The 23,757-nt window shown below is 49.2% G+C and carries 23 protein-coding genes and 1 riboswitch; of the genes, 10 read left to right on the top strand and 13 right to left on the bottom strand.

Going from position 1 to position 23,757, the window contains the following annotated elements:
- Positions 1-69 precede the first annotated feature (69 nt).
- From FAH66_RS01015 to metK, 3 genes are all read right to left on the bottom strand, one after another.
- Positions 70-1,566: a YifB family Mg chelatase-like AAA ATPase gene (locus tag FAH66_RS01015; protein ID WP_137040263.1), complete on the bottom strand. Its 1,497-nt coding sequence runs from the start codon at positions 1,564-1,566 to the stop codon at positions 70-72.
- 13 nt (positions 1,567-1,579) lie between these two features.
- On the bottom strand, positions 1,580-1,900 hold the full coding sequence (locus tag FAH66_RS01020; RefSeq protein ID WP_049332041.1) for an accessory factor UbiK family protein: 321 nt from the start codon (positions 1,898-1,900) through the stop codon (positions 1,580-1,582).
- Between the two features lie 109 nt (positions 1,901-2,009).
- Positions 2,010-3,179 (bottom strand): methionine adenosyltransferase, encoded by a 1,170-nt coding sequence (metK, locus tag FAH66_RS01025; protein WP_137040265.1) that lies wholly within the window; start codon positions 3,177-3,179, stop codon positions 2,010-2,012.
- Positions 3,180-3,352: 173 nt separating this feature from the next.
- Positions 3,353-3,463, bottom strand: a riboswitch (SAM-I-IV-variant riboswitch).
- Positions 3,464-3,571: 108 nt separating this feature from the next.
- On the opposite strand from metK, the gene FAH66_RS01035 reads away from it, so the two are divergent.
- The 3 genes from FAH66_RS01035 (at position 3,572) to FAH66_RS01045 (ending at position 8,499) form a co-directional block, all read left to right on the top strand.
- Positions 3,572-4,447: a lysophospholipid acyltransferase family protein gene (locus FAH66_RS01035; protein ID WP_137040267.1), complete on the top strand. Its 876-nt coding sequence runs from the start codon at positions 3,572-3,574 to the stop codon at positions 4,445-4,447.
- A gap of 251 nt (positions 4,448-4,698) precedes the next feature.
- Positions 4,699-7,998: an exodeoxyribonuclease V subunit gamma gene (recC, locus tag FAH66_RS01040; protein ID WP_137040269.1), complete on the top strand. Its 3,300-nt coding sequence runs from the start codon at positions 4,699-4,701 to the stop codon at positions 7,996-7,998.
- A 3-nt stretch (positions 7,999-8,001) separates the two neighbouring features.
- Positions 8,002-8,499, top strand: coding sequence for a thioredoxin family protein (locus tag FAH66_RS01045; protein ID WP_137040271.1), 498 nt, complete (start codon positions 8,002-8,004; stop codon positions 8,497-8,499).
- Positions 8,500-8,622: 123 nt separating this feature from the next.
- On the opposite strand, the gene lapB is transcribed toward FAH66_RS01045, so the two are convergent.
- On the bottom strand, positions 8,623-9,792 hold the full coding sequence (gene lapB, locus FAH66_RS01050) for a lipopolysaccharide assembly protein LapB (protein WP_003745547.1): 1,170 nt from the start codon (positions 9,790-9,792) through the stop codon (positions 8,623-8,625).
- Positions 9,793-9,817: 25 nt separating this feature from the next.
- Positions 9,818-10,141, bottom strand: coding sequence for a LapA family protein (locus FAH66_RS01055; protein ID WP_049328701.1), 324 nt, complete (start codon positions 10,139-10,141; stop codon positions 9,818-9,820).
- 214 nt (positions 10,142-10,355) lie between these two features.
- On the opposite strand from FAH66_RS01055, the gene ilvE reads away from it, so the two are divergent.
- Positions 10,356-11,354, top strand: a complete 999-nt coding sequence (gene ilvE / locus FAH66_RS01060) for a branched-chain-amino-acid transaminase (RefSeq protein WP_070632923.1) — start codon at positions 10,356-10,358, stop codon at positions 11,352-11,354.
- Positions 11,355-11,865: 511 nt separating this feature from the next.
- On the opposite strand, the gene FAH66_RS01065 is transcribed toward ilvE, so the two are convergent.
- The 4 genes from FAH66_RS01065 to iscX all read right to left on the bottom strand — a co-directional run bounded on the left by FAH66_RS01065 (position 11,866) and on the right by iscX (position 16,408).
- Complete coding sequence (locus FAH66_RS01065) at positions 11,866-12,672, bottom strand: integrase core domain-containing protein (RefSeq protein ID WP_137040273.1); 807 nt, start codon at positions 12,670-12,672, stop codon at positions 11,866-11,868.
- 121 nt (positions 12,673-12,793) lie between these two features.
- The gene (metE, locus tag FAH66_RS01075; protein WP_137040275.1) at positions 12,794-15,070 is read right to left on the bottom strand and encodes a 5-methyltetrahydropteroyltriglutamate--homocysteine S-methyltransferase; all 2,277 of its coding nucleotides are present in this window, start codon (positions 15,068-15,070) and stop codon (positions 12,794-12,796) included.
- Positions 15,071-15,159: 89 nt separating this feature from the next.
- Positions 15,160-16,041: a methylenetetrahydrofolate reductase gene (gene metF, locus FAH66_RS01080; RefSeq protein WP_137040277.1), complete on the bottom strand. Its 882-nt coding sequence runs from the start codon at positions 16,039-16,041 to the stop codon at positions 15,160-15,162.
- A gap of 169 nt (positions 16,042-16,210) precedes the next feature.
- Positions 16,211-16,408: a Fe-S cluster assembly protein IscX gene (gene iscX, locus FAH66_RS01085; protein WP_003682097.1), complete on the bottom strand. Its 198-nt coding sequence runs from the start codon at positions 16,406-16,408 to the stop codon at positions 16,211-16,213.
- Between the two features lie 315 nt (positions 16,409-16,723).
- Between iscX and FAH66_RS01090 the strand changes: the two genes are divergently transcribed.
- Positions 16,724-17,344 carry a hypothetical protein gene (locus FAH66_RS01090; RefSeq protein WP_137041584.1) on the top strand — a complete coding sequence of 207 codons (621 nt, stop codon included), beginning with the start codon at positions 16,724-16,726 and terminating at the stop codon, positions 17,342-17,344.
- 76 nt (positions 17,345-17,420) lie between these two features.
- On the opposite strand, the gene fdx is transcribed toward FAH66_RS01090, so the two are convergent.
- The 4 genes from fdx to hscA all read right to left on the bottom strand — a co-directional run bounded on the left by fdx (position 17,421) and on the right by hscA (position 20,785).
- Positions 17,421-17,762 (bottom strand): ISC system 2Fe-2S type ferredoxin, encoded by a 342-nt coding sequence (fdx, locus tag FAH66_RS01095; RefSeq protein ID WP_003686005.1) that lies wholly within the window; start codon positions 17,760-17,762, stop codon positions 17,421-17,423.
- Positions 17,763-17,854: 92 nt separating this feature from the next.
- Positions 17,855-18,217, bottom strand: coding sequence for a TIGR02328 family protein (locus FAH66_RS01100; RefSeq protein WP_003686166.1), 363 nt, complete (start codon positions 18,215-18,217; stop codon positions 17,855-17,857).
- Positions 18,214-18,843, bottom strand: coding sequence for a GIY-YIG nuclease family protein (locus FAH66_RS01105; protein ID WP_070748906.1), 630 nt, complete (start codon positions 18,841-18,843; stop codon positions 18,214-18,216). The genes FAH66_RS01100 and FAH66_RS01105 overlap by 4 nt, the downstream gene beginning before the upstream one ends.
- Before the next feature lie 82 nt (positions 18,844-18,925).
- The gene (gene hscA / locus FAH66_RS01110) at positions 18,926-20,785 is read right to left on the bottom strand and encodes a Fe-S protein assembly chaperone HscA (RefSeq protein ID WP_137040279.1); all 1,860 of its coding nucleotides are present in this window, start codon (positions 20,783-20,785) and stop codon (positions 18,926-18,928) included.
- A 246-nt stretch (positions 20,786-21,031) separates the two neighbouring features.
- On the opposite strand from hscA, the gene rpsF reads away from it, so the two are divergent.
- The 5 genes from rpsF (at position 21,032) to mltB (ending at position 23,697) form a co-directional block, all read left to right on the top strand.
- Positions 21,032-21,403, top strand: a complete 372-nt coding sequence (gene rpsF, locus FAH66_RS01115) for a 30S ribosomal protein S6 (protein ID WP_003686150.1) — start codon at positions 21,032-21,034, stop codon at positions 21,401-21,403.
- Positions 21,400-21,702, top strand: a complete 303-nt coding sequence (gene priB / locus FAH66_RS01120) for a primosomal replication protein N (RefSeq protein ID WP_188209290.1) — start codon at positions 21,400-21,402, stop codon at positions 21,700-21,702. Before rpsF ends, priB begins: the two co-directional genes overlap by 4 nt.
- A 6-nt stretch (positions 21,703-21,708) precedes the next feature.
- The gene (gene rpsR / locus FAH66_RS01125) at positions 21,709-21,939 is read left to right on the top strand and encodes a 30S ribosomal protein S18 (RefSeq protein ID WP_003678863.1); all 231 of its coding nucleotides are present in this window, start codon (positions 21,709-21,711) and stop codon (positions 21,937-21,939) included.
- A gap of 16 nt (positions 21,940-21,955) precedes the next feature.
- On the top strand, positions 21,956-22,408 hold the full coding sequence (gene rplI / locus FAH66_RS01130; RefSeq protein WP_003678862.1) for a 50S ribosomal protein L9: 453 nt from the start codon (positions 21,956-21,958) through the stop codon (positions 22,406-22,408).
- A 209-nt stretch (positions 22,409-22,617) separates the two neighbouring features.
- Positions 22,618-23,697, top strand: a complete 1,080-nt coding sequence (gene mltB, locus FAH66_RS01135; protein ID WP_137040281.1) for a lytic murein transglycosylase B — start codon at positions 22,618-22,620, stop codon at positions 23,695-23,697.
- Positions 23,698-23,757 lie beyond the last annotated feature (60 nt).

Raw genomic sequence — 23,757 nt, forward strand, 5'->3', positions numbered from 1 at the left:
ACGGCAAAATCCTGATGCTTTGTTTACTCTAGTTTTACTTAAACATAAAGATTCAGGCCGTCTGAAAAGTTAAAGGGCGCGACGGAAGCCGATGGCTTTCATCACATGGGTTTTGCTGACTTCTTCGTCGCCTGCCAAATCGGCCAGCGTACGGGCGACGCGCATGATGCGGTGAAAACTTCGTGCGGAAAGGGACAGTTTTTCAAGCATGGTTCCCAAGGCTTCTTGCGCTTCTTTTTGGATGCGGGCTTTGCCATCGAGCTCGCCGACACTCAGTTCTGCATTGACTTTGCCCTGTCTGTTGTATTGGATTTTTCGTGCGGCGGTAACGCGTTCCAATACGGTGGCACTGGATTCGCCTGCTTCTTGTTGCATCAGCTCGGCAGCGGAAAGGCTGGGTACTTCGATGGTTAAATCAATACGGTCGAGCAATGGCCCTGAAATTTTGTTGCGGTAGCGGGCAACGCTTTCAGGCGTGCAGCGGCAAGGTTTGGACGGATGTCCAAGATAGCCGCAAGGGCAGGGGTTCATGGCGGCGACAAGTTGGAACTTTGCCGGATAAACTGCTTGGCGTGCGGCGCGGGAAATATGGATTTCGCCGTTTTCCAAAGGTTCGCGCAATACTTCTAATACTTTACGGTCAAACTCGGGCAATTCGTCTAAAAACAACACTCCGTGGTGTGCCAATGAAATTTCGCCCGGACGTGGGTCTGAACCGCCGCCTACCATGGCAGCTGAGCTGGCGCTGTGATGAGGGCTGCGGAAAGGACGGTTGCTGTCGAGTTGCTGTTGATAGTTGGGCAGGAGCGAACGCAATGCCCATACTTCGACCAATTCGTCTTCGGTCAAAGGAGGAAGGATGCCGGGCAAACGTTGCGAAAGCATGGATTTGCCTGTACCCGGCGGACCCATCATCAGCAGGCTGTGTCCGCCTGCCGCTGCGATTTCCAAAGCAAGGCGGGCGGTATGCTGGCCTTTAACATCGGCTAAATCAGGTATTTTACTTTGTTCTGACGGCCTTTGCGTCAGCTTGCATTCAGTTTGTGTCAACGGTTCGATACCGTTTAAATGTGCGGCCACTTCGCCTAAAGAGCGCGCACCATAAACCGCGATACCGCGCATAACGGCAGCCTGTTCGGCATTTTCTTGCGGCAAGACGAACGAACGGCCGGCCTGCATTCCCTGCCATGCCATAGCCAGCGCACCGCGTACGGGACGCAGCAGGCCGGACAGTGCCAATTCTCCGGCAAACTCATATTGGGCGAGCTTTTCAGGGTTGATTTGTCCCGATGCGGCAAGAATGCCTAAAGCAATCGGCAAATCGAAACGGCCGGATTCTTTTGGGAGGTCGGCCGGTGCGAGGTTGACGGTAATTTTCTTGGCGGGAAAGTCGAAACCGCTTTGGATAATGGCGGCACGCACACGGTCGCGGCTTTCTTTGACTTCAGTATCGGGCAATCCGACGATATTGAAATGTGGCAAGCCGTTGGCAAGGTGGGCTTCCACTTCGACCAACGGCGCGTTCATACCGCTTAAAGCGCGGCTGTAAACCAAAGCAAGCGACATGTTTCAGACGGCCTTATTCGGCGGCTTCGGTTTGTTGTGCGATTTCGGCAACCGCTTCTTCAGCAGCGGCTTCGGCAGCTTTCAAAGCAGCTTCTTCAGGCTCTTGGGCGGCTTCGAGTTTGGCCAAACGGGCTTCCAATTCGGCCAGCTTGGTACGGGTTTTAATCAAAACCTGTTGTTGGATGTCGAATTCTTCTCGGGTTACCAAATCCATGCGGTTGAACGCGCTGCCGAGCATGGCTTTAACGTTTTTTTCCATGTCTTTGGCAGGGCTGTTAGCGATGGTTTCGCTGATTTTGGAGCTGACTTCTTCAAAAAGTTGTTTGCCGAACATAATCCGTATCCTTTATTCAGAATGTATATAGAAATTCAAGTGGCTATTGTATAAGGAAAAAGGCCGTCTGAAAACGTTTTGCTTTTCAGACGGCCTCAAATGCGGAAGTTTACACGCCTGCGGCTGCTTGTAATGCTGCTGCTTTGTCGGTGCGCTCCCAAGTAAATTCAGGCTCCTCGCGGCCGAAGTGGCCGTAGGCGGCGGATTTGCTGTAAATCGGGCGCAGCAGGTCGAGCATTTGGACGATGCCTTTAGGGCGCAGGTCGAAATGTTCGCGAACCAGGGCAATCAGTTTTTCTTCGCTGATTTTGCCGGTGCCGAAAGTGTCGATGGAAATCGAAGTCGGTTCGGCAACGCCAATGGCGTAGGAAACTTGGATTTGGCATTGGGTTGCCAAACCGGCGGCTACGATGTTTTTTGCAACATAGCGGCAGGCATAGGCGGCGGAACGGTCCACTTTGGACGGGTCTTTGCCGGAGAATGCGCCGCCGCCGTGCGGAGCTGCGCCGCCGTAGGTGTCGACGATGATTTTACGGCCGGTCAAACCGCAGTCGCCTTGTGGACCGCCGATAACGAAGCGGCCGGTCGGGTTGATCAGGTATTTGGTTTCGTCGGTCAGCATTTCAGACGGCAGAACCGGTTTGATGATGTGTTCGATCACGGCGTTTTTCAGCTCTTCGTAACCGATAGACGGATCGTGCTGAGTGGACAGGACGACGGTGTCGATGCGTTTTACTTTGCCGGTTTCGCTGTCGTAAACCACGGTCAGTTGTGCTTTGGCGTCAGGGCGCAGCCAAGGCAGGCGGCCGTCTTTGCGCAATTCGCTTTGGCGCTGCATCAGGCGGTGGCTGTAATAGATGGCAAACGGCATCAGGGTAGGGGTTTCGTCGCAGGCATAGCCGAACATCAAACCTTGGTCGCCTGCGCCTTGGTTCAGGTCGATGCCTTCGCCTTCGTTCACGCCTTGGGCGATGTCCGGAGATTGCTGGTCGTAGTACACGCCGACCGCGCAGCCGTTGGCATCAAAGCCCAGCTCGGACGAGTTGTAGCCGATGCGTTTGATGGTTTCGCGTGCGACTTTGATGTAGTCCACTTGGGCGGTAGTCGTGATTTCGCCTGCCAATACGCACAAGCCTGTGTTGACCAAGGTTTCTGCGGCGACACGCGCTTTGGGGTCTTGCGCCAAGATGGCATCCAAAATCGCATCGGATACTTGGTCGGCAACTTTATCCGGATGGCCTTCGGATACCGATTCGGAAGTAAACAGATATTCGCTCATTGCTATTCTTTCATTAAAAACAGGCTGCTGTGTTTTCAGACGGCCTTTTATTTCGGACAGCGGAAATCATAACAAAAACTCCGCTTTTTCTCTATACAAGTGAGAAACATTCGCACTTGCCTGCTGTTTCGGAATCCTGTTGCGCGTTTCTTACAGGCAAAAAAATTCCCGCATTAAGCGGGTTTGGATTGCTCTGGCGAGCCACATCGGTTTTTCAACCGTCCACCTTACCTTTCCGTTTGAAAAGCAGGTTGGCATGGAATTCCCAACTCTTAATGCAGTGCGGATAGTAGCAGAAAAGCAGGTGTGCCGCAATATATTTGCCCGAAGTCTGTTTTGTTCAGACGGCCTGTTTCGTTTACAATCTGTCCACTTCATTTTGGTAAAACCTTATGCAAACGCTTGTTACCTTTGTTTTTAAATTTTTGGCCGCTCTGCCTTTGGCTTGGTTACACAAATTAGGCAATCTGCTGGGCAGTTTGGGTTTCCGCGTGCTGTCGAAAGATCGCCGGTGTGTTTTCGAAAACATGAAACTTGCCGGTTTGAACCCGACGGATGAGGCGGTGAAAAAAGTTTTCCGTGAAACGGCAAAAGGCGGCTTGGAATTGCCGGTGGCGTTTTTCAGACGGCCTGAGGAAATTGAGAACCTGTTTGTCAGCGTCAACGGTTGGGAACATGTTCAGACGGCCTTGAGCGCGGGCGAAGGTTTGCTGTTTATCACGCCACACATCGGCAGCTATGATTTGGCGGGCCGCTACATCAGTCAGCAACTGCCGTTTCCGCTGACGGCGATGTACAAGCCGCCGAAAATCAAGGCATTTGATGCGGTGATGCAGGCAGGGCGCGTGCGCGGCAAGGGTAAGACTGCGCCGACCAGTATTCAGGGCGTCAAACAAATCATCAAGGCCCTGCGCGGCGGCGAAGCGACCATTGTTTTGCCGGACCATGTACCGTCTCCCGAAGAAGGGGGCGACGGTGTATGGGTGGACTTTTTCGGCAAACCTGCCTATACCATGACGTTGGCGGGCAAGCTGGCGCAAGTCAAAGGCGTGAAGGCTTTGTTTTTCTGCGGCGAGCGTCTGCCCGACGGTAAAGGCTTTGTCTTGCACATCGAGCCATTGCGCGGCGAATTGAACGGTGATAAGGAGAACGACGCGCGCGTGATCAATGAAAATACCGAATATTGGATACGCCGTTTTCCGGAACAATATTTGTTTATGTACAACCGCTATAAGCATCCGGAAGGCGCGCCGCTGCCGCCTGCTTGAGTGAGATAGATTAAAAACCTGCTTTGAGGGAAGCAGGTTTTTATTTTGGTTGGGAATTAAGATTAAACAAAGCCGAAGTTCAAAAAGAAATACATTAAAGCCTAGCGTTTGAGTTTTAACGGCAAAGGCCGTCTGAAAAGCGATTTCAGACGGCCTTTACCGTAATCTTTTGCCTTTTATTTTAATACGCTGCTGAACCGTTTGCCCTGATGGCATTATAATGCGCGTAATTGTTTTTTCGATGGCATGTCATGTTTTATCTCTTTCAATCCGACCGTTTGGAATCGCTTGCCGAAATGTGCGCGCGTATTCATCAGGCTTCGCCCTTGGATTCTGTATTGGCGCAGGAAGAAGTGGTGGTGCAGAGCCAGGGGATGCGGCGTTATCTGAATGTGTTTTTCGCGCGTGAACTCGGCGTGGCGGCGAATTTGAAGTTCAGCCTGCCTGCCGGTTTGGCGTGGCAGCTGATGCGCAAATTGGTTCCCGATGTGCCGCCCCTTAGTCCGTTTTCACCTGAAGTCATGCGTTGGCGTTTGCTGGATTTGTTCCGCAGCGAAGTGTTTCAGACGGCCCCGGAATACGAAAACGTGCGCCTGAAGCTGGAAAGTTATTTGCACAGCTCGGCATCGGCGGATTATCAGCTTGCCGGACAGATGGCGGATATTTTCGACCAATATTTGGTGTACCGCCCGGATTGGATTGATGCGTGGCAGGCTGGGAAACTGCTGGGTTTGGGCGATGATGAGGATTGGCAGGCGCGGCTGTGGCGTTATTTGGACGATGGCAGCCAATCTGCGCCGCACCGCGTGGCCTTGTGGGAAAAGCTGTTGGCGCAGTTGGATAAATCAGTCTTGCCGCAAAGGTTGTTTGTATTCGGCATTTCGACAATGGCGCCGATGTATCTGCAACTGCTGCACCAAATTTCCAAGCATTGCGATGTGTTTGTGTTCGCACTCAACCCGAGCAGCCAATATTGGGGCGAGGTCATCGACGAGGCGCAGATTTTGAAAAGGGGCGATGAGGCGGATTTGTCGCAGGCAGGGCATCCGCTGTTGGCTTCTTTGGGCAAGCAGGGGCGCGATTTCTTTGATTTTCTGTCGGAAGTGGAAACCGAGCAGGATATTCAGGTTTATGAAGTGGGAAAAGATGATACCTTGTTGCATTGCCTGCAAAACGATATCCAAAACTTAATCATGCCGTCTGAACGCTTATATCAACAGGAAGAAAGCGAAGCAGGCGCGCAATCGGCTTTGGTTCAAGTCCACGATGCGGACGGCAATCCGGTGTATGTCGAGCCGGACGAGCTGCTGAATGACGGTTCCGTCAAAATCGTTGCAGCACACAGCCCTTTGCGCGAATTGCAGATTTTGAAAGAAGAGCTGTCGCTGGTGTTGCAAAATAATCCCGATTGGCAGCCGCACGATATTGCCGTGTTGACACCGAACATCGAGCCGTACAGCCCGTTTATCGAAGCCGTTTTTGGACAGGCGCACGCAGGCAGCCAGGCTTTGCCGTATTCGATTTCGGATGTGAAACTCAGCCGCCGTCAGCCGTTACTGTATGCTTTGGCGCAAACTTTGGACTTGCTGGAAAGCCGGTTTGAAGTGGATAAGGTTTTGCCCTTGCTGGAAAGCCGGTTGGTACTGCAACGTTTCGGTTTGAGCGAGGAAGATGTGCCGCTGCTGCATGAGACTGTTGCCGGATTGAATGTGCATTGGGGTTTGGACCAAACCATGCGCGAGGGCAAAGACAACCTCTTTACTTGGCAGCAGGCGGTAGAGCGTTTGGCTTTGGGCTGGATGCTGCCCGAAGGCGGCAACGGTATGTGGCAGGGCGTGAGCGCGTGGCATAGCAACGTCAACCAGTTGGACGTGTTCAGCGGTTTTGCCGAATTTATCCGCACTTTGGCCGATATGGCGGCACAATGGCAAGCGCCTGCCAATGTGGAAGGCTGGGTGCAGCGTTGCCGCGATTTGCTGGAGAAACTGTTTGCTCCGGATGCGGACGATCAATACGCCAAGCAGCAGTTTGAGCAGTCTTTAGCGAGATGGCAGGAAGAGGCGCAGTTGGCCGAATTTGACGGATTGTTGCCGTGTAAAACCGTTATCCGCCATATCCGCCGCTTTTTGGACAGCGAAAGCCAAGCCGGATTTTTGAGCGGCGGTATCACTTTTTGCAGTATGGTGCCGATGCGCAGCTTGCCGTTTAAAATGGTTTGCCTGTTGGGTTTGAATGACGGCGATTTTCCGCGCAATACCAAAGCGGCGGTGTTCGACCTGATTGCCAAATATCCGAAAAAAGGCGACCGCGCCCGCCGCGACGACGACCGTTATCTCTTCCTGGAAGCCTTAATCAGCGCGCGCGAAATGCTGTATTTGTCTTATATCGGCCGCGATATACGCAATGATGCCGAGTTCGCGCCGTCTTCGTTAATCAGCGAGCTGCTGGATACCATTGCCGCCATGACGGGGAAAAGCGGGCGCGAGTTGTCGGAGAAATGGGTGAAACATCATCCGTTGCAGGCGTTCTCACGCCGTTATTTCCAAAAGGACGCGCTTTCAGACGGCCTCTTCAGTACGCGCCAAGATTACGCCGATGCGTTGAACCAACCGCAAGCGGAAGCGCAGCCGTTTTTCCTTGAGGCTTTAAGTCAGGAAGAGCCGGGTAAAACCATTCATCAGGGCGAGCTTATCAGTTTTTGGCGTAACCCTGTCAAAGTTTGGCTGAAGAAAAATTTAAGCTGGGATCAGCCGTATCTGGACGGCGCATGGGAGTCTGCCGAACCGTTTGAGCCGCAACATGAGGGTCGGATTGCCGATGCCTATTTGGATGCGCGGCGCAAAGGGGAAGATTTTGAAGATACGGCCATTCGGCTGAATGCCGAAAGCCTAATGCCGGTGGGCGAGTTGGGCGGTTTATGGCAGAAGCAGTATCAGATATCTGCGAAAAACGTAGATGCCGAGCTGATACGCAGTAACAAAAGGCCGTCTGAACCTTATGAAGAACACTTTGACGACTTGGTTTTACAAGGCACCATCGGTAATCTTTATGAATGCGGCCGCATTGTGTTCCTAAATCAAAAAGACAATGCCCCCAACCGCATTGCCCGTTTATTGGAGCATTTGATTTTTTGCGCCGTCGCCCCTAAATCCGTTGCAAACCGACAAACCTATATTGTCAGCTTGGGGCAGACCGAAACCTATGCCGCCATCGAGCAACAAACAGCAAAAGAATTTTTGAAAGAATGGTTAGTATATTTCCGAATCGGACAAAATACCCCCTTGCCGTTTTTTGCCAAAACCAGTCTTGCCGCTGCGGAGGAGTACAACAAAAAAGAGGATTGGGATGCTGCCTTGAGAAAAGCCCATGAGGTTTTTAACGGCAATAAAATGAGCAAAGGGCAGAAAGAATATACCGAAGTGAAGCTGGTGTTTGGCCATTCGGACGAATCGCCGCTTGATGAGCCGCTATTTGAAAACCTCGTCGTCAATCTGCTCGTTCCGCTTTTGACCAGCGTGGCAGGGAAGACCGATACAACAGAACAGGAGTAAAGCATGGCCACTTATGCAGAATATTTGGATTTTGATACTGAAGAAGACAAATTGAAACAGCAGCAACTCTATCAGGCGACCGAGCTGTCGGTGCAAACGGTGGCGGCGGTTAAAAAGATCAGCCGTCCGCAAAACTGGCTGCTTGCCGCTGCACCATATTGCCCTGATTGCCGCGTGTTTGTGCCGTTTATTCAAAAAATGGCGGAGTTGAACCCCAATATCCGCGTCAACTATATTGCCCGCAACGATTTTGACGACAGCAGCCGTTTTGAGAATCCGCGCCAACAGGAAATCGTCCGCGCCAATCAAAAAATCCCTGCGCTGTTTTTGATGGGGCATGAAGAGGCTGGGCCTGTGTTTAACGAGTTTCCACAAGTGGTGTTGAACCAAATTGCGGCAGATGAAACCCGGCGCACGGAATTGCGCGATGCGTACCGTGCCGGCGAGTTTAATGCCGATATTGAGGCTCAGATTGTAGCGGCGTTGGCATGGGCAGAGTAGCGGTGTTGAGCAGATATTGCTGGTGTGTAAGGCTGTGTTTTGAACCGCTTTGATATTTTGCTTTGTAATAAAAAGGCCGTCTGAAAAGATTTCAGACGGCCTTTTTTGATGCTTAACGCTTTATTAAATCTCGATTTTATTCGGCGTAAAGGTTTGCCATTTGTTGCAGGCAGGGCAGTGCCAGAAGAAGACTTGGGATTTGAAGTGGCAGTTGCGGCAGCGGTACATAACGCTTTTTTGCAGCTGGCGGCCGATAATGGAACGAATCATATCGGTATCGGCTTTCCACTCCGGATTCATACTGCTGAGTTTCAAGCCAAGCAGGCGGTACACGCCGTTGAGGTCGGGTTTTTGGCGGACGAGTTCGACAGCGATTTGCGCCGCTTCGGTTTCGCCTTTGAGCAACAGGGCCTTCTCGTAGATGACGTTGATCAGGTCAAGATCGGGGAAGGTTTGCATATAGCCGATAAGGCGGTTGAGGCCTTCTTCCTGCTTGCCTTGCGCGGCATAGGCTTCATAGAGTTTCTCGCCGACCATGCTCAGATAGGCGTGGTTTTGCTGCTCGATGGCGGAATACGCTTCCACTGCGGCAGGGAAGTTGCCCTGACGGTATTCAATGTCGCCGAGAATGATGTTGGCGCGCGTACATTTTTTGTTGGCTTCGAGTGCTTTGCCGATGTTGTAGCGTGCGGTGTCGAAGTTGGATTTGAACAGCGCGGCTTGGGCGATTTCGCAATAAAACTGGGCGATTTCAAACTGGTAGGTTTGTTCGTCATGGCTCAAGAGCTGCGCCATTTCGATGGCTTTTTCCCAGTCGCGGTCTTGTTGGTAGATGCTCAAAAGGTGTTGGCGGGCTTCGCGTGCCATATCGCCTTCCTGCAAGCCGAGGAAGATTTGTTCGGCACGATCCACCAAGCCTGCGCTTTGGTAGTTTTGCGCCAGTTCAAAAAGCACGCGCGCGCGTTTTTCGTTGACTGTGTCGGGCGAATCGAGCAGGGCGCGGTGCATATTGATGGCTTTGTCGTTTTCGCCGCGCTGACGGTAGAGCTTGCCTAGGGTCAGGTTTAGGTCGTATGACTGCGGCTGTTGGTCGATCACTTCCGCCAATTCGCGCGCGGCGCGGCCGCTGTTGCGGTCAACGAGGGCATCAAGGCTTTTGTAAAACCCTGCTGGTATGCTTTTGGCCTGTTTCAGGACGGTCTTCATATCGACGCGCGCGGCAAACCAGCCCATAGCGAAGAAAACGGGGAGGAGGACGATGGGCAGTAAGATGACCCACAATTCGTTGTCCATGGTATTCCTTTATTGATTGGTGGCGTTACGCTTTGGGAGTGGCTTCGGAAGTCGTTGCCGGTGTTTCGGTTTTGACCGGAGTCAGGTCTTTTTCGGAAAGGTGGGCATGTTTTTTCACTTCGGCGCGCAGACGGTTGTTTTCGCTGCGCAGGGACAGCAGACGGCCGAAGAGGGCAAACATACCGAACACGATACCGATAATAAATGCACCGAAAAGTACGACAATCAGCGGCAGATTGATGTTTTGGCCGGGCAGGTAGAAGAAGGATACAGTGTGGGTATTGGTGATGGCCAGCAGGAGGAAAACAAGAAGAATCAGGATTTTGATGATGGTAGAGATGAGTTTCATGGGTTACTCCGGGTTGGCTGCGGTTGGGGCAGGCCGTCTGAAAAATGGTATCAGTTTAAACGATTTGCCGGATTTCGGATAGGACGGCATGTTTCAGACGGCAGGGGGACAGTGTCTTTATGCTGACGGGTACTTGTCAAACCTATATTGAAAGGCGTATTGTTCAGTCTTTAATTAATTTATTTTGCACATCAGAATAAGAAAGGCAATCATCATGAGCAGACCAGTTCCAGCCGTATTCGGCAGCGTTTTTCACGCTGAAATGCCCGTTATCGCTTATCGTGAAGGTAAATGGCAGCCGGTAGAGTGGCAATCTTCCAAAGACCTGACAATCGCCCCCGGCGCGCATGCCTTGCATTACGGCAGCGAATGTTTTGAGGGTTTGAAGGCATTTCGTCAGGCAAACGGCAAAATCGTGATGTTCCGCCCGACCGCCAATATCGCGCGCATGCAGCAAAGTGCGGATATCCTGCACCTGCCGCGCCCTGAAACTGAGGCTTATTTGGATGCTTTGATTGAATTGGTCAAACGCTCTGCCGAAGAAATTCCTGATGCGCCAGCGGCGTTGTACCTGCGTCCGACTTTGATCGGTACCGATCCTGTGATCGGTAAAGCCGGTTCTCCTTCTGAAACGGCTTTGCTGTACATTCTGGCTTCTCCTGTCGGCGACTATTTCAAAGCTGGTTCGCCCGTTAAAATCTTGGTGGAAACCGAACATATCCGTTGCGCCCCACATATGGGCCGTGTGAAATGTGGCGGCAACTACGCTTCCGCCATGCCTTGGGTGTTGAAAGCCAAAGCCGAATATGGCGCAAACCAAGTGTTGTTCTGTCCGAATGGCGACGTTCAGGAAACCGGTGCGTCTAACTTTATCCTGATTAACGGCGATGAAATCATTACCAAACCGTTGACAGATGAATTCCTGCACGGCGTTACCCGTGATTCCGTGCTGACTGTTGCCAAAGATTTGGGCTATACCGTTACCGAACGCAACTTTACCGTTGATGAGCTGAAAGCAGCTGTGGAAAATGGTGCAGAGGCGATTCTGACTGGTACGGCTGCAGTCATTTCTCCGGTAACTTCTTTCGTGATTGATGGCAAAGAAATCGAAGTGAAGAGCCAAGAGCGCGGTTACGCAATCCGTAAGGCGATTACCGACATTCAATATGGTTTGACAGAAGATAAACACGGCTGGTTGGTCGAAGTTTGTTAAATAGAACGCATTCAATAAAAAAGGCCGTCTGAAATATTTTTTCAGACGGCCTTTTTTTATTGGTTTTTAGATGGTGAAAGCAATAATAAAATACTAAATTTTTCAAATAAACGGTAGTATTTTAAGATAATCGGTATATAATGCGCAACTATGTTGTAAAAATACATATTGAAAATATCGAATTTTATTGATTTTTAGAAGAAGCTGAAAACAGTTATAGATATTTATTCTGTATATTTTGTAAATTTAGTTAAATAGGGAATGCTAAAAACATATCGTGTTAGAATTTCCCTCCTTTTTGGCTTCGTGGGATTAACTCTGTCACGCCAAAAAGGAAAACAATACAAGATAAAACCATTTTTATTTTGCTATAAAAATCAAAAATAACTTAACTTTGGATGAACTAATCAATTAAAAAGGAACTCTGATACATTTCCGTCAAAAATAACCGGATACATGGTACGCGGACAGATTGCCTATAAAAGTCATCTGTAGGAAAACGTTGCGTTGTTTACACCACAGGTTGAGAAAAATAAGCCTGCAAGACCTCAAACGGCGTATCGCCGTTCAAACTGCGGTGTGGCTTCACAGTGTTATAGAAATTAACAAAGCGGCACAACTCCTTTCGCCAGTGTTCCGGACTGTCAAACAACTGTTTCCCATGCCACATCTCCATCAGGGTGCGGATAACCCGTTCCGCCTTACCGTTGGTCTGCGGACGGGCAACCCGGGTAAACTTTTGACCAATCCCGTTCTCATAACAGGCTACACCGAAAGCATGGTTGGCCGAGCCTTTATATTCCGTACCGTTGTCGGAGTAAACGCACTCAATCAGGTATGGACAGGGATCAATCAGGTGTCCAGTCAGAAACTTGGCGGCACTGTCTGCAGTTTTGTCCGGCAAAATGGCGGAGTATAGCTCCCTTGAGAAATCGTCGATGGCGACAAACAGGTAATCCCGATTATCGGTGGCTTTCTGCCCTTTGAGCAGCGGCAGCCGTTTGGTATCGAGATGTACCAGCTCTCCGGGGTAGGATTTATTGTAGCGTTTGGCCTGCCTTTTGAGTTTTTCCTGAATGCCGCGTTCTACCTTGGCCAGGCGTTTCATTCCGTACTTTGCCTGTTTGAAACGGTTGTTGGTACTGGTTTGGGGTTTGAGCAGTCTGCCCCTTGCGGCTTTAAGTGCGCGGTAAATGGTGACGCGGCTGACTTGATAGCGGCGTGCCAGGGAGGTTACGCTTTCCTTCCCCTGCGTATAGGCCAGCCAAATGGCTTGGCGGTGGTGCGAGGAGAGACGGGTGTTTTTGTGCATGTTCATGTTTCAGTATTCTCCTGGAAATACTGTAAACAACGCTACTAGTTTCTACACGCTGGTCTAAATATCGATAAAGAAAAAAGGCCGTCTGAAAATTTTCAGACGGCCTTTCATCTAACTCACATTATTTAGCCAGTTCGGCACGCAGTTTGTGGGTTACGTTCATCATCACTTGGAGTTGTTCCAGAGTTTCTTTCCAGCCACGTGTTTTCAGGCCGCAGTCTGGGTTAACCCACAGACGTTCAACCGGTACAACCTCGATGGCTTTGCGCAACAGATGCTCAACTTCAGCTTCAGTCGGTACGCGTGGGCTGTGGATGTCGTAAACGCCCGGGCCGATGTCGTTCGGATATTTGAACTCGCCGAACGCAGTCAAGAGCTCCATGTCGGAACGTGAAGTTTCGATGGTGATGACGTCAGCGTCCATAGCGGCGATGGCTGGCAGGATGTCGTTGAACTCAGAGTAGCACATATGAGTGTGGATTTGAGTGCTGTCTTCGCAACCGGTAGAGGACAGGCGGAAAGATTCGCCGGCCCAGTTCAGGTAGGCATCCCAATCGGCACGTTTCAAAGGCAGACCTTCGCGGATGGCAGGTTCGTCAATTTGGATGACTTTGATGCCAGCTTTTTCCAGATCCAATACTTCATCGTTCAGAGCCAGTGCGATTTGTTTGCACACGGTAGAGCGAGGAATATCGTTGCGGACGAAAGACCATTGCAGAATGGTTACAGGGCCGGTCAACATACCTTTCATCGGGCGTTTGGTCAGGCTTTGTGCGTAAGTAGACCAAGCAACAGTCATGGCTTCAGGACGGCTTACGTCACCGAAGATGATAGGTGGTTTCACGCAGCGTGAGCCGTAGCTTTGTACCCAGCCGTATTGGGTGAATGCAAAACCGCTCAACAGTTCGCCGAAGTATTCAACCATGTCGTTACGCTCGGCTTCGCCGTGTACCAGTACGTCCAAGTCCAGTTTTTCTTGCTCTTCAACCACCAAGGCGATTTCTTTTTTCATCGCGGCTTCGTAATCGGCGGCAGACAGTTCGCCTTTTTTGAAGGCTGCGCGTGCGTGGCGGATTTCAGTAGTTTGAGGGAAAGAACCGATGTTGGTAGTCGGCAGCAGAGGCAGGTTCAACCATGCTTGTTGCGCTTTGATACGGTCGGCAAATGGAGATTTGCGTTGGTCTGCATTGGCAGGCAAATCGGCCAGGCGTTTGGCAACGTCTGCACGGTGGATTTCGCTGCTGTTGGCACGGGAGTCGGCAGCTGCTTGGCTGGCAGCCAGTTCTTCGGCAACAGAATCACGGCCTTCGTTCAATGCGGCTTTCAGAACGCGCAATTCTTGGGTTTTTTGCAGGGTGAATGCCAACCAAGAGTACAGGTCAGGTTTGTTGGCTTTCAGTTTTTCTTCAACTGACAAGTCAAATGGAGTGTGCAGCAGAGAGCAAGAGCTGGAGATCCACAAACGGTCGCCCAGTTTGGCTTGCAGAGGTTCAACAGTTTCCAAAACTTTGTTTAGGTTGGCGCGCCAAATGTTGCGGCCGTCGATAACGCCGGCAGACAGAACTTTGTCGTAGTCAGCAAATGCGTCCAGCTGTTCAGGAGCGCGTACCAAGTCAATGTGCAGGCCGTCAACAGGCAGGAATTTCAACAATGCGGCGTGTTCGGCAACAGAACCGAAATAAGTGCTCAACAGGATTTTGGCGCTTACTTTGCTCAAAGTAGCGTAAACGTCTTTGTATGCTTCTACCCATTCTTTAGGCAGGTCAACAGTCAAAGCTGGCTCATCGATTTGAATCCACTCGGCACCGGCTTCAACCAAAGCGTTCAGGATTTCAACGTAAACGGGCAACAGTTTAGGCAACAGGCTCAGACGGTCGAATTCAACGGCGCCTTTTTCTTTACCCACCCACAGGAAAGTCAACGGACCCACAACGGTCGGTTTGGCTTTCAGACCCAAAGCTTGGGCTTCTTGCAGTTGTTGAACGTAGTGTTTGGCGTTGGCTTTGAATTCGGTATCGGCGTGGAATTCAGGCACCAAGTAGTGGTAGTTGGTGTCGAACCATTTGGTCATTTCGATAGCGAATTGGTCTTTGTTACCACGGGCCAGTTGGAAGAATTGTTCCAAAGACAGGTTTTGGCTGTCGAAGCCGAAACGGGCAGGGATGGCACCGGTAGCAACTTGCAGGTCGAGGATGTGGTCGTAGAAAGTGAAATCGCCTACGGCAACGTAATCAGCGTTGGCCGCAGCTTGGTGTTTCCAGTTTTTCTCGCGCAAGTCTTTAGCAACAGCCAGCAATTCTTGCTCGCTGATTTCTTTGCGCCAGTATTTTTCTTGTGCGAATTTCAATTCGCGGAAGGCACCGACGCGCGGGAAGCCTGAAAAATGCAATGTTGTCATGTTAACTCTCCTAGTTGGAATTTTTAATCAGGCCGGTATGGCCTGAATATTCGATATTGTAAATCAGAATGGGGAGGCCGTCTGTTTTATTAACGGGGGCGTACACCCAAAATATGGCAGATGGCGTAAGTCAGTTCGCTGCGGTTGAGGGTGTAGAAGTGGAAGTCTTTGACACCTTCGCGAGAGAGGACTTTGACCATATCGATGGCGATGCTGGCGGCAACAAGGTTGCGCGTGCCTTGGTCGTCATCCAAACCTTCGTACATTTTAGACAGCCAGCTTGGGATTTTGACGTTGGTCACTTGGGCCATTTTGGTCAATTGTTTGAAATTGGTTACAGGCAGGATGCCGGGAACGATTTCAACATCGATGCCCATCATCACGCAACGGTCGCGGAAGCGCAGATAGCTTTCCACGTCAAAGAAGAATTGGGTGATAACGTGGTTTGCACCCGCATCGATTTTGCGTTTCAGATTGATCAAGTCCGCTTGAGCAGATTTGGCTTCCGGGTGTACCTCAGGATAGGCCGCTACGGAAATGTCGAAGTCGGCAACGGAGCGCAACAGTTTGACCAAATCTTCGGCATAGAAAGGTTTTTTCTCGTAGCCGGGCGGCTCGTCGCCACGCAGGGCAACGATGCGGCGGATACCGCTGTCCCAATAGTCTTTGGCAATTTGACGCAACTCGTCAGGGCTGGCATCGATACCGGTCAAGTGAGGTGCGGCTTCAAGGCCGGTTTCTTGTTTGATGCGTTTAACAATGCCGTGAGTGCGGTCGCGCTCGCCTGAGTTTGCACCGTAAGTTACGGAAACAAATTTCGGGTGCAGGGTTTGCAGGCGATGGATGGAATCCCACAGCATGGTTTCCATTTGTTCGTTTTTCGGCGGAAAAAATTCAAATGAAACATTGATGTCGCCTTTTAAATCGGAAAGGCTGTGATTTAATGCGTTAATTTCTCGAGCGTGATTCATGCTTATGCACCTTCTGCATATCTTTTATTCGTTGTCAGGTTGCATAATAAATTTGAGGTCAGTATGAGTCAATTTCGAAATTTTCCAAAATTGTATGAATAGATTTAATAAAGACCTCAGGCCGTCTGAAAAACTGCCTAAGGTCTTGTTTGATGTAATGGAAGAAAGCTTATTCTGCTTCGTCTATCCATGCTTGTTGCACGGCTTCGAGAATACGCTCGCCGCAACGCGCCGGATCATCGTCAAATTCAGGCAAAGCCATAATCAGATCACGCAGTTGGGTAAAGCGTACGGTTTTCGGATCGATGCTGTCGCCGTGTAGGTCGTAGAGTTCTTCAGCGATGCGTTGGGTATCTGTCCATTTCATGATGTGTTCCTTTATTGGGTTTGGGTTATTAGTAATTATTTTAATCAAGAAGAAGTCGGACTGCCAGATTGTTTTACGGAAGATAGGCAGATAAATGATGACGCTATTTTTTAACAAAATAGCATAGTTGCGTTAAAATACGGCAAGACACTTAAAAAACCACGGCACATTCGCTTTGAATTTGCCGTTTTATATATTTTATTCCGTTTTGAATGATGGTTTGCGCATGAATAATTTACATTATCCCAATGCAACCAAATCATCTGGAACGGCTCTTAATACGAAATCTATCACGTAAAAATAAAAGGAAAAATGATGAATAACGCACTCAACGCCAAATTGTCCAAACTGATTTACGCGCTTGCTTCAGATGATTCAGAGTATCTGGCCAAAGCAGGTGCATTTGACCGTTTGCTGCTGTTGGTTCGCGAATTTTATCGGATGCTGGACGAAACAGAAGGTTTGAAGCAGCTGGTGTTTCGTCTGTATTACGGCAAGCATTATGGTTTGATTAAACTGGATGCCGCTTCACCCAATGACGATGCAGGCGCGTTGAGGCTGAAACGTTGGATGGTTTATTCGCGTATCGCAGAGCGTATCGAAAATTGCGGCAAGCATTTGTCGGTCGTGCTTGAAGATGCGGTGTTGGAAAATGGCGCGGACAAATCTCATTATATAGATGAAGCCAATGTCATTATCGAGCGTTTCGGTTTGGTAAGAGATGAGGCTGCACTTTCGGCCATCGAGGCAGAGGAAGCGTTGAAAACAGAGCAAGAGTTACAGGCGACAAGCGAGCCTCAAAAATCTGCTCCTAAGCATAACGGCAATCTGCATCAAATCAGAATTCAAGAAAAAATTGAAAATTACTCCGCTACGCAGAAAGTGGCTGCCATGCAGATTTCCCGTATGCGTTTTATTTTCCCTCATATCAAATAGTTTGCTGCATAACCAAAAGGCCGTCTGAAAACCATGAATTTGTGGTTTCAGACGGCCTTTTTCATTAAGCCTTGTTCTAGTGGTCTTCACGCGCATGGTTGATCGTATATTTGGGGATTTCTACGACCAAATCTTCATCGGCAACGACCGCCTGACAGCTCAAACGTGAATCGGCTTCCAAGCCCCATGCCTGGTCGAGCAGGTCTTCTTCCAATTCGGTCGGTTCTTCCAGGCTGTCAAAACCTTTGCGGATAATCACATGGCAGGTGGTGCAGGCGCAGGATTTTTCGCAGGCGTGATCGACTTCGATGTCATGGTCGAGCAGTACGTCAAGGACGGTTTGACCTTCGGGCGCATCTTCGATAACCGCGCCTTCAGGGCATAATGTCGCGTGTGGGAGTACGGTAATTTTTGGCATTTTTATTGTCTCGGTTGTTTAAGAGTGGTTGTGGTTAAAGCGGCTTCAGACGGCCTTGGGTATTCAATATTCAGGCCGTCTGAAAAATGGGTTTATAACATGATGCCTTTATTTCTTAAATTTTTCAGACATTCGTCCAAGTAAGCATCATCATGTTCGGCATAAATCGGCGAAGTAGCTGTTTCAGCCGCGTGTGAATGGTATGGGACAACGGCTTTACCGCGATATAGCGGGTCTTTCCATAAAGCATCGGGTTTGTAACCGCGCCTTTCCATCTCTTTCATAATCAATGCGTGATACAGATAGAGTTTGTAGGGCGAATGGGTAAAAACGTAATTAACCGTCGCATGCGGCCTGCCCCAGCCTGCTCCGCGTAAAGCGGCGCATTCACGGTGTTGCCCCAAAAGCTGGGCGCGGGGGAGTAGGGGGATAAGGGTTTGATGCCAGAGTCTCATTGTGATTTAAATAATTCTGAATAATCTTCGTAAGCTATCTTCAAATCCTTTTTTGAGTACGTAGTATAGATGTGAAGACCCTCTTCAATTTCAGTGGTTAGCTTTGTTCCACTTTTCCCAAAGTATTCGTCTTTATATAGACGGACTTTGGAATTTTTGGGTTTATATGCATTTTCTGAAGAGATGAGATTTCTTAATATGGAAGGATTTTGTTGGTGCTTTTCCTTAATAAAGGAGATAAATGCACTTCTGTTTACTTCAAAAATTTTTTCTTGATGATGTTCTTTGACAGTTTTTTCAAAACCTAACTCTGCTATTTCATTTTTAGGAAATACAATTTCACCTCTTAATGAGAGAAAAAGCCTTTTTACAAGATTTTCATCAATTGCAAAAAGCTCAGTTTCTCCTATTTGGCTTTTGCCAAAAATTTCATGAAGTAAGGTTTCTTTTTCTTTATAGTTGTCGGTTTTAATGGCTAGAATGCGTTCTAATCCGGCAACGTTTGCGTAGCCGTTGTTTTCCAAATGGCGCATTCTAATTTCAAAATTATTTTCGTCAGTAATACCAATCTTATATACACCTTTGATGACGGTTTTCATCAGGTAGACAATACCTGCTTTTTCCATTGTTGTCCTTTATTTTTATTTCTGTGAGATGACATCTTTTCAGACGGACTTTTATCAAAGGCCGTCTGAAATTGTTTAGGCATCAAATATTATCAACGCTTTGACCAGTCAACGCACGTTGGATGTTGCGGTTCATGCGCTTGGCGGCGAAGTTGTCGGTGCTGTGGCTGAGTTTGGCGACGGCGGCACGAATGTCTTCGGCTTTACCGTCTTTCAGACGACCTTGCAAATCGGCGATGTCTTGCTGGATTTGTGCAAGCTCTTCGGTATCCAGCAAATCTCTATCCAATTCAAGGGCGGCGTTGACGGCATCGGTCAGGCTTTCAGCTTCGACTACGGCTTCGGCGCGTGCGCGTGCGGCCATGTCTTCGGCAGCGTTGCTCATGCTGTCTTTGAGCATTTGGGTAATGGTGCTGTCGTCCAAGCCGTAGGAAGGTTTGACTTCGATTTGCGCCTGTACGCCGGTGCTTTGTTCTTGTGCTGAAACGGACAGCAATCCGTCGGCATCAACTTGGAAGGTCACGCGGATACGCGCTGCGCCTGCGGCCATGGGCGGAATGCCGCGCAGGGTAAATTTGGCAAGGCTGCGGCAGTCGGAAACGAGTTCGCGCTCGCCTTGTACGACGTGTATCGTCATGGCGGTTTGACCGTCTTTGAAAGTGGTGAAGTCCTGCGCGCGTGCGGTAGGAATGGTGGAGTTGCGCGGGATAATTTTTTCGGCTAGACCACCGTAGGTTTCCAAACCGAGCGACAAAGGGGTAACGTCCAGCAGCAGCCATTCGCCGTCGGTTTTGTTGCCTGCAAGGACGTTTGCCTGTATGGCGGCACCGAGTGCGACCACTTCGTCAGGATTGAGGTTATTCAGCGGAGTTTGACCAAAGAATGTGGCAACTGCTTGTTGAACGTGCAACATACGGGTAGAGCCACCAACCATAATCACGCCTTTGACATCTGCCTTGGTTACGCCGGCATCTTTCAAAGCCTGTTTGACGGGCTCGATGGTTTTTTGTACTAGATTTTGGGTCAGGTTGTGAAACTCTTGGCGGGTAATGACGGTATGAACTTTATGGCCGTCTGAAAGTGTGGTTTCGATGATGGCTTCGGTTTGAGTGGTTAGTTTTTCTTTGGCGGTACGAACAAGGGAAAGCAGAAGCTGGCTGTCTTGTTCGTTGAGTTTGGAGAGGTCGTTTTGTTCGAGTAGGTAGCAGAACAAACGATGGTCGAAGTCATCACCACCCAATGCGCTGTTGCCGCCGGTGGCTTTAACCTCAAACAGACCTTTGGTCAGTTGCAATACGGATACGTCGAATGTGCCGCCGCCTAAGTCGTAAACGACAAACGTGCCTTCTGAGGCGTTGTCCAGTCCGTAGGCGATTGCGGCGGCAGTCGGTTCGTTGAGGAGGCGTAATACATTCAAGCCTGCCAAGCGCGCGGCATCTTTGGTAGCTTGACGTTGGGCATCGTCAAAATAAGCGGGTACGGTAATGACGGCACCGACCAAATCTCCGCCCAATGTTTCTTCGGCACGCAATTTGAGGGCTTTGAGGATTTCTGCCGATACTTCGATAGGCGTTTTCGCACCTTGACGGGTGTTTAATTCGACCACGCGCTCATTGGGTGTAAATCGATAGGGCAGGTATTGCGCCTCTTGTGCAAGATCGGTAAGGGTGCGGCCGATTAAGCGTTTGGCGGAGCTGATTGTATTTAGCGGATCGGTTTTTTGGGCGGAAAGGGCATTTTTGCCGACTTCAACTTCGCCATCCAAATAACGAACAACCGAAGGCAGGGTGGCGCGGCCGTCTGAATCGGGCAGGCAGACTGCGCTGCCGCTGCGGACTGTAGCAACCAAGCTGTTGGTTGTGCCTAAATCAATGCCTACGGCGAGGCGGTGTTGATGGGGGGCGGCGGACATGCCGGGTTCTGAAATCTGCAAAAGAGCCATGATTGTGTGCCTTCTGATGCTGTATTTATTAGGATGGGGCAGATTTTAGCAGATTTTTGGCAGATAGTTGAGTGGTTTGCTAGGAAATAACCATAAGGCCTAATGTTGTTTTTTTAATTGAAAAGAAAGTGGATTTTGAATCCGGACTTGTATTTTTTAAGAAATGCGGATAAAATTCAGCCTCTTTGCCTTGCCTTTTACTTCGCATGGTGAAAGGCTGTTTTTAATCATCCATAAGGAGATAACATGCGTCATTACGAGATCGTGTTTATCGTTCATCCTGATCAAAGCGAGCAAGTGCCTGCTATGGTTGAGCGTTACAAAACCATGATTACTGAAGCCAGCGGTAAAATCCACCGTTTGGAAGACTGGGGCCGTCGTCAATTGGCTTACCCAATCAACAAAATCCACAAAGCACACTATGTTTTGATGAATATCGAAACTACTCCTGAAGTGGTTGAAGAGCTGGAAACTGCTTTCCGCTTCAATGATGCCGTACTGCGTCACCTGACCATCAAAACAAAACACGCTGTAACTGAAGCTTCCCCAATGCTGGGCGGCGAAAAAGCAAAAAACTTGCTGAACGGTGCAGCTGAAGAAGTTGCAGCAGCCGAATAAGATTGAACAATCTGATTAAGCTTACCGCCCGTATCTTGCAGGTTCAGCCTTTGAGATATACGCCGGCAGGGGTTCCTGTTTTAGATGTTGTGTTACAGCATGAGTCTTGGCAGGAAGAAAACGGACAGAAATGTCTGGTCAAATTTGAAATTCCTGCGCGGATTTTAGGTAAGCAGGCTGAGGAATGGCAGTATCGGCAAGATGCCGTCATCGAATCGGAAGGTTTTTTGGCGCAACGCAGCCAACGCTTCCCCAAGCCGGTACTACGCATACAGAACATTAAAGAATATAAAGGTTAAACGACAATGGCTCGTCAATCATTCAAACGTAGAAAATTCTGCCGCTTTACGGCTGAAAAAATCCAAGAAGTTGATTACAAACAAGTTGATTTGTTGAAAGACTTCATCTCTGAAAACGGCAAAATCATCCCTGCCCGCATTACTGGTACTAAAGCACACTACCAACGTCAGTTGGCTACTGCTGTAAAACGTGCCCGTTTCCTGGCTCTGTTGCCTTACACCGATCAACACAAATAATTTTGGAGTTTAAATCATGCAAATTATTCTGTTAGAAAAAATCGGCGGTCTGGGTAACTTGGGTGACATCGTTACCGTTAAAAACGGTTACGCACGCAACTTCCTGATCCCTGCCGGTAAAGCAAAACGTGCAACCGAAGCCAACATGAAAGAATTCGAAGCACGCCGCGCTGAATTGGAAGCCAAACAAGCTGAAATCTTGGCTGATGCTAAAGCACGTCAAGAAAAATTGGAAGGCCAAACCATTACTGTTGCTCAAAAAGCCGGTGTTGATGGTCGTCTGTTCGGTTCTGTTACCAATGCCGACATCGCTGAAGCGATTGTTGCTGCCGGTATCCAAGCTGCTAAAGCAAACGTACGTCTGCCTAACGGTCCTTTGAAAGCTGTTGGCGAATACGAAGTTGAAGTGGCTCTGCACACTGACGCCGTTGCTAAAATTACCGTTGCTGTTGTTGCAGCCGCTGAGTAATTGATTCATTCAAGGCCGTCTGAAAATCAAGGGTTTCCTTGGATTTCAGACGGCCTTGTTTATGTGCTTGAGCCGAAGCAAATCAGTGCCGAGTTGTTTATATTTTTGGCTGGTTAAAAAGTATGGCAGTTGGCATAGAGAGATGATGTGTTGGACGAATATTCTTTCGTATTCGGATTTATCATAGTATTTTAATAAAGAGATTATTTATGAATAAAATCAAAATCTTTGGGATGGGTCTGGCTGCTTTGGCTCTGGCTTCATGTAGTACCCCGCAAAAGCCTGCTGTTGATACGGCAAAACCGGTTGAGCCTGTTTCTTCTGCAAAACGCCCTGTATTTGATGCTGCGGCTGAATCTGTTGCCAGCAGCGGTTTCAATGAGAACGTCAACGTTCAGCAGTTTATCCAATATGAAGTAAAAAACCGCCGTTTCAGTGCGGAAGAATTGCGCAATTTCTTTAATGGCGTGGTGTATAAAGGCAACATTATTACCATTATGTACCGGCCAAGCACTTCGCGTCCTTGGTATGAATTCCGCACCGGTAACTCTGGTGCGGTCAAATTTAATGGCGGTAGACAATTCTATGCGGCAAACCGTGCCGTAATTGATGATGTGGCACGCAAATACGGCGTACCTGCCGAATTGATTGTGGCGATTCTTGGTATCGAAACCAATTACGGCAAAAATACAGGCAGCTTCCGCGTTGCCGATGCCTTAAGTACATTGGCCTTTGATTATCCCCGCCGTGCCGAGTTTTTCCAAAACGAGTTGAGCGAACTTCTGCAGATGGCAAAAGAAGAAAAAGAAAATGTCTTTGACTTCAAAGGCAGCTATGCCGGTGCAATGGGTATGCCGCAATTTATGCCTTCAAGCTACCGTAAATGGGCGGTAGACTATGATGGTGATGGTCATCGCGATATTTGGAATAATGTCGGCGATGTGGCGGCTTCTGTTGCCAATTATATGAAACAGCATGGCTGGCAGACCGGCGGTAAGATGGTTGTGCCGGTAAATCTGACGATTACTCCGCACTTGCAGGCGATTATCGATGAGAAAACAGCTTTGACACGCACTGTCGCAGATTTCAAAGCTTTGGGTGTGGTGCCTCAAGCTGCTGTTGCGGATAATGAAAAGGCTGTGTTGTATGCTTTGGAAACCAGTCCGGGCGTATTTGAATACTATTTGGGCCTGAATAACTTCTACACTGTATGGCAATACAACCACAGCCGTATGTATGTAACAGCGGTACGCGATATTGCGAATGCAATCAATAACAATGGCCTGTAAGCCATAAGAAAACCACCCTTTGGGGTGGTTTTTAAGTATTTGGGGCTTTTACAGAACATT

Source organism: Neisseria subflava (genome assembly GCF_005221305.1).
In the GTDB taxonomy this organism is placed as follows: domain Bacteria; phylum Pseudomonadota; class Gammaproteobacteria; order Burkholderiales; family Neisseriaceae; genus Neisseria; species Neisseria subflava.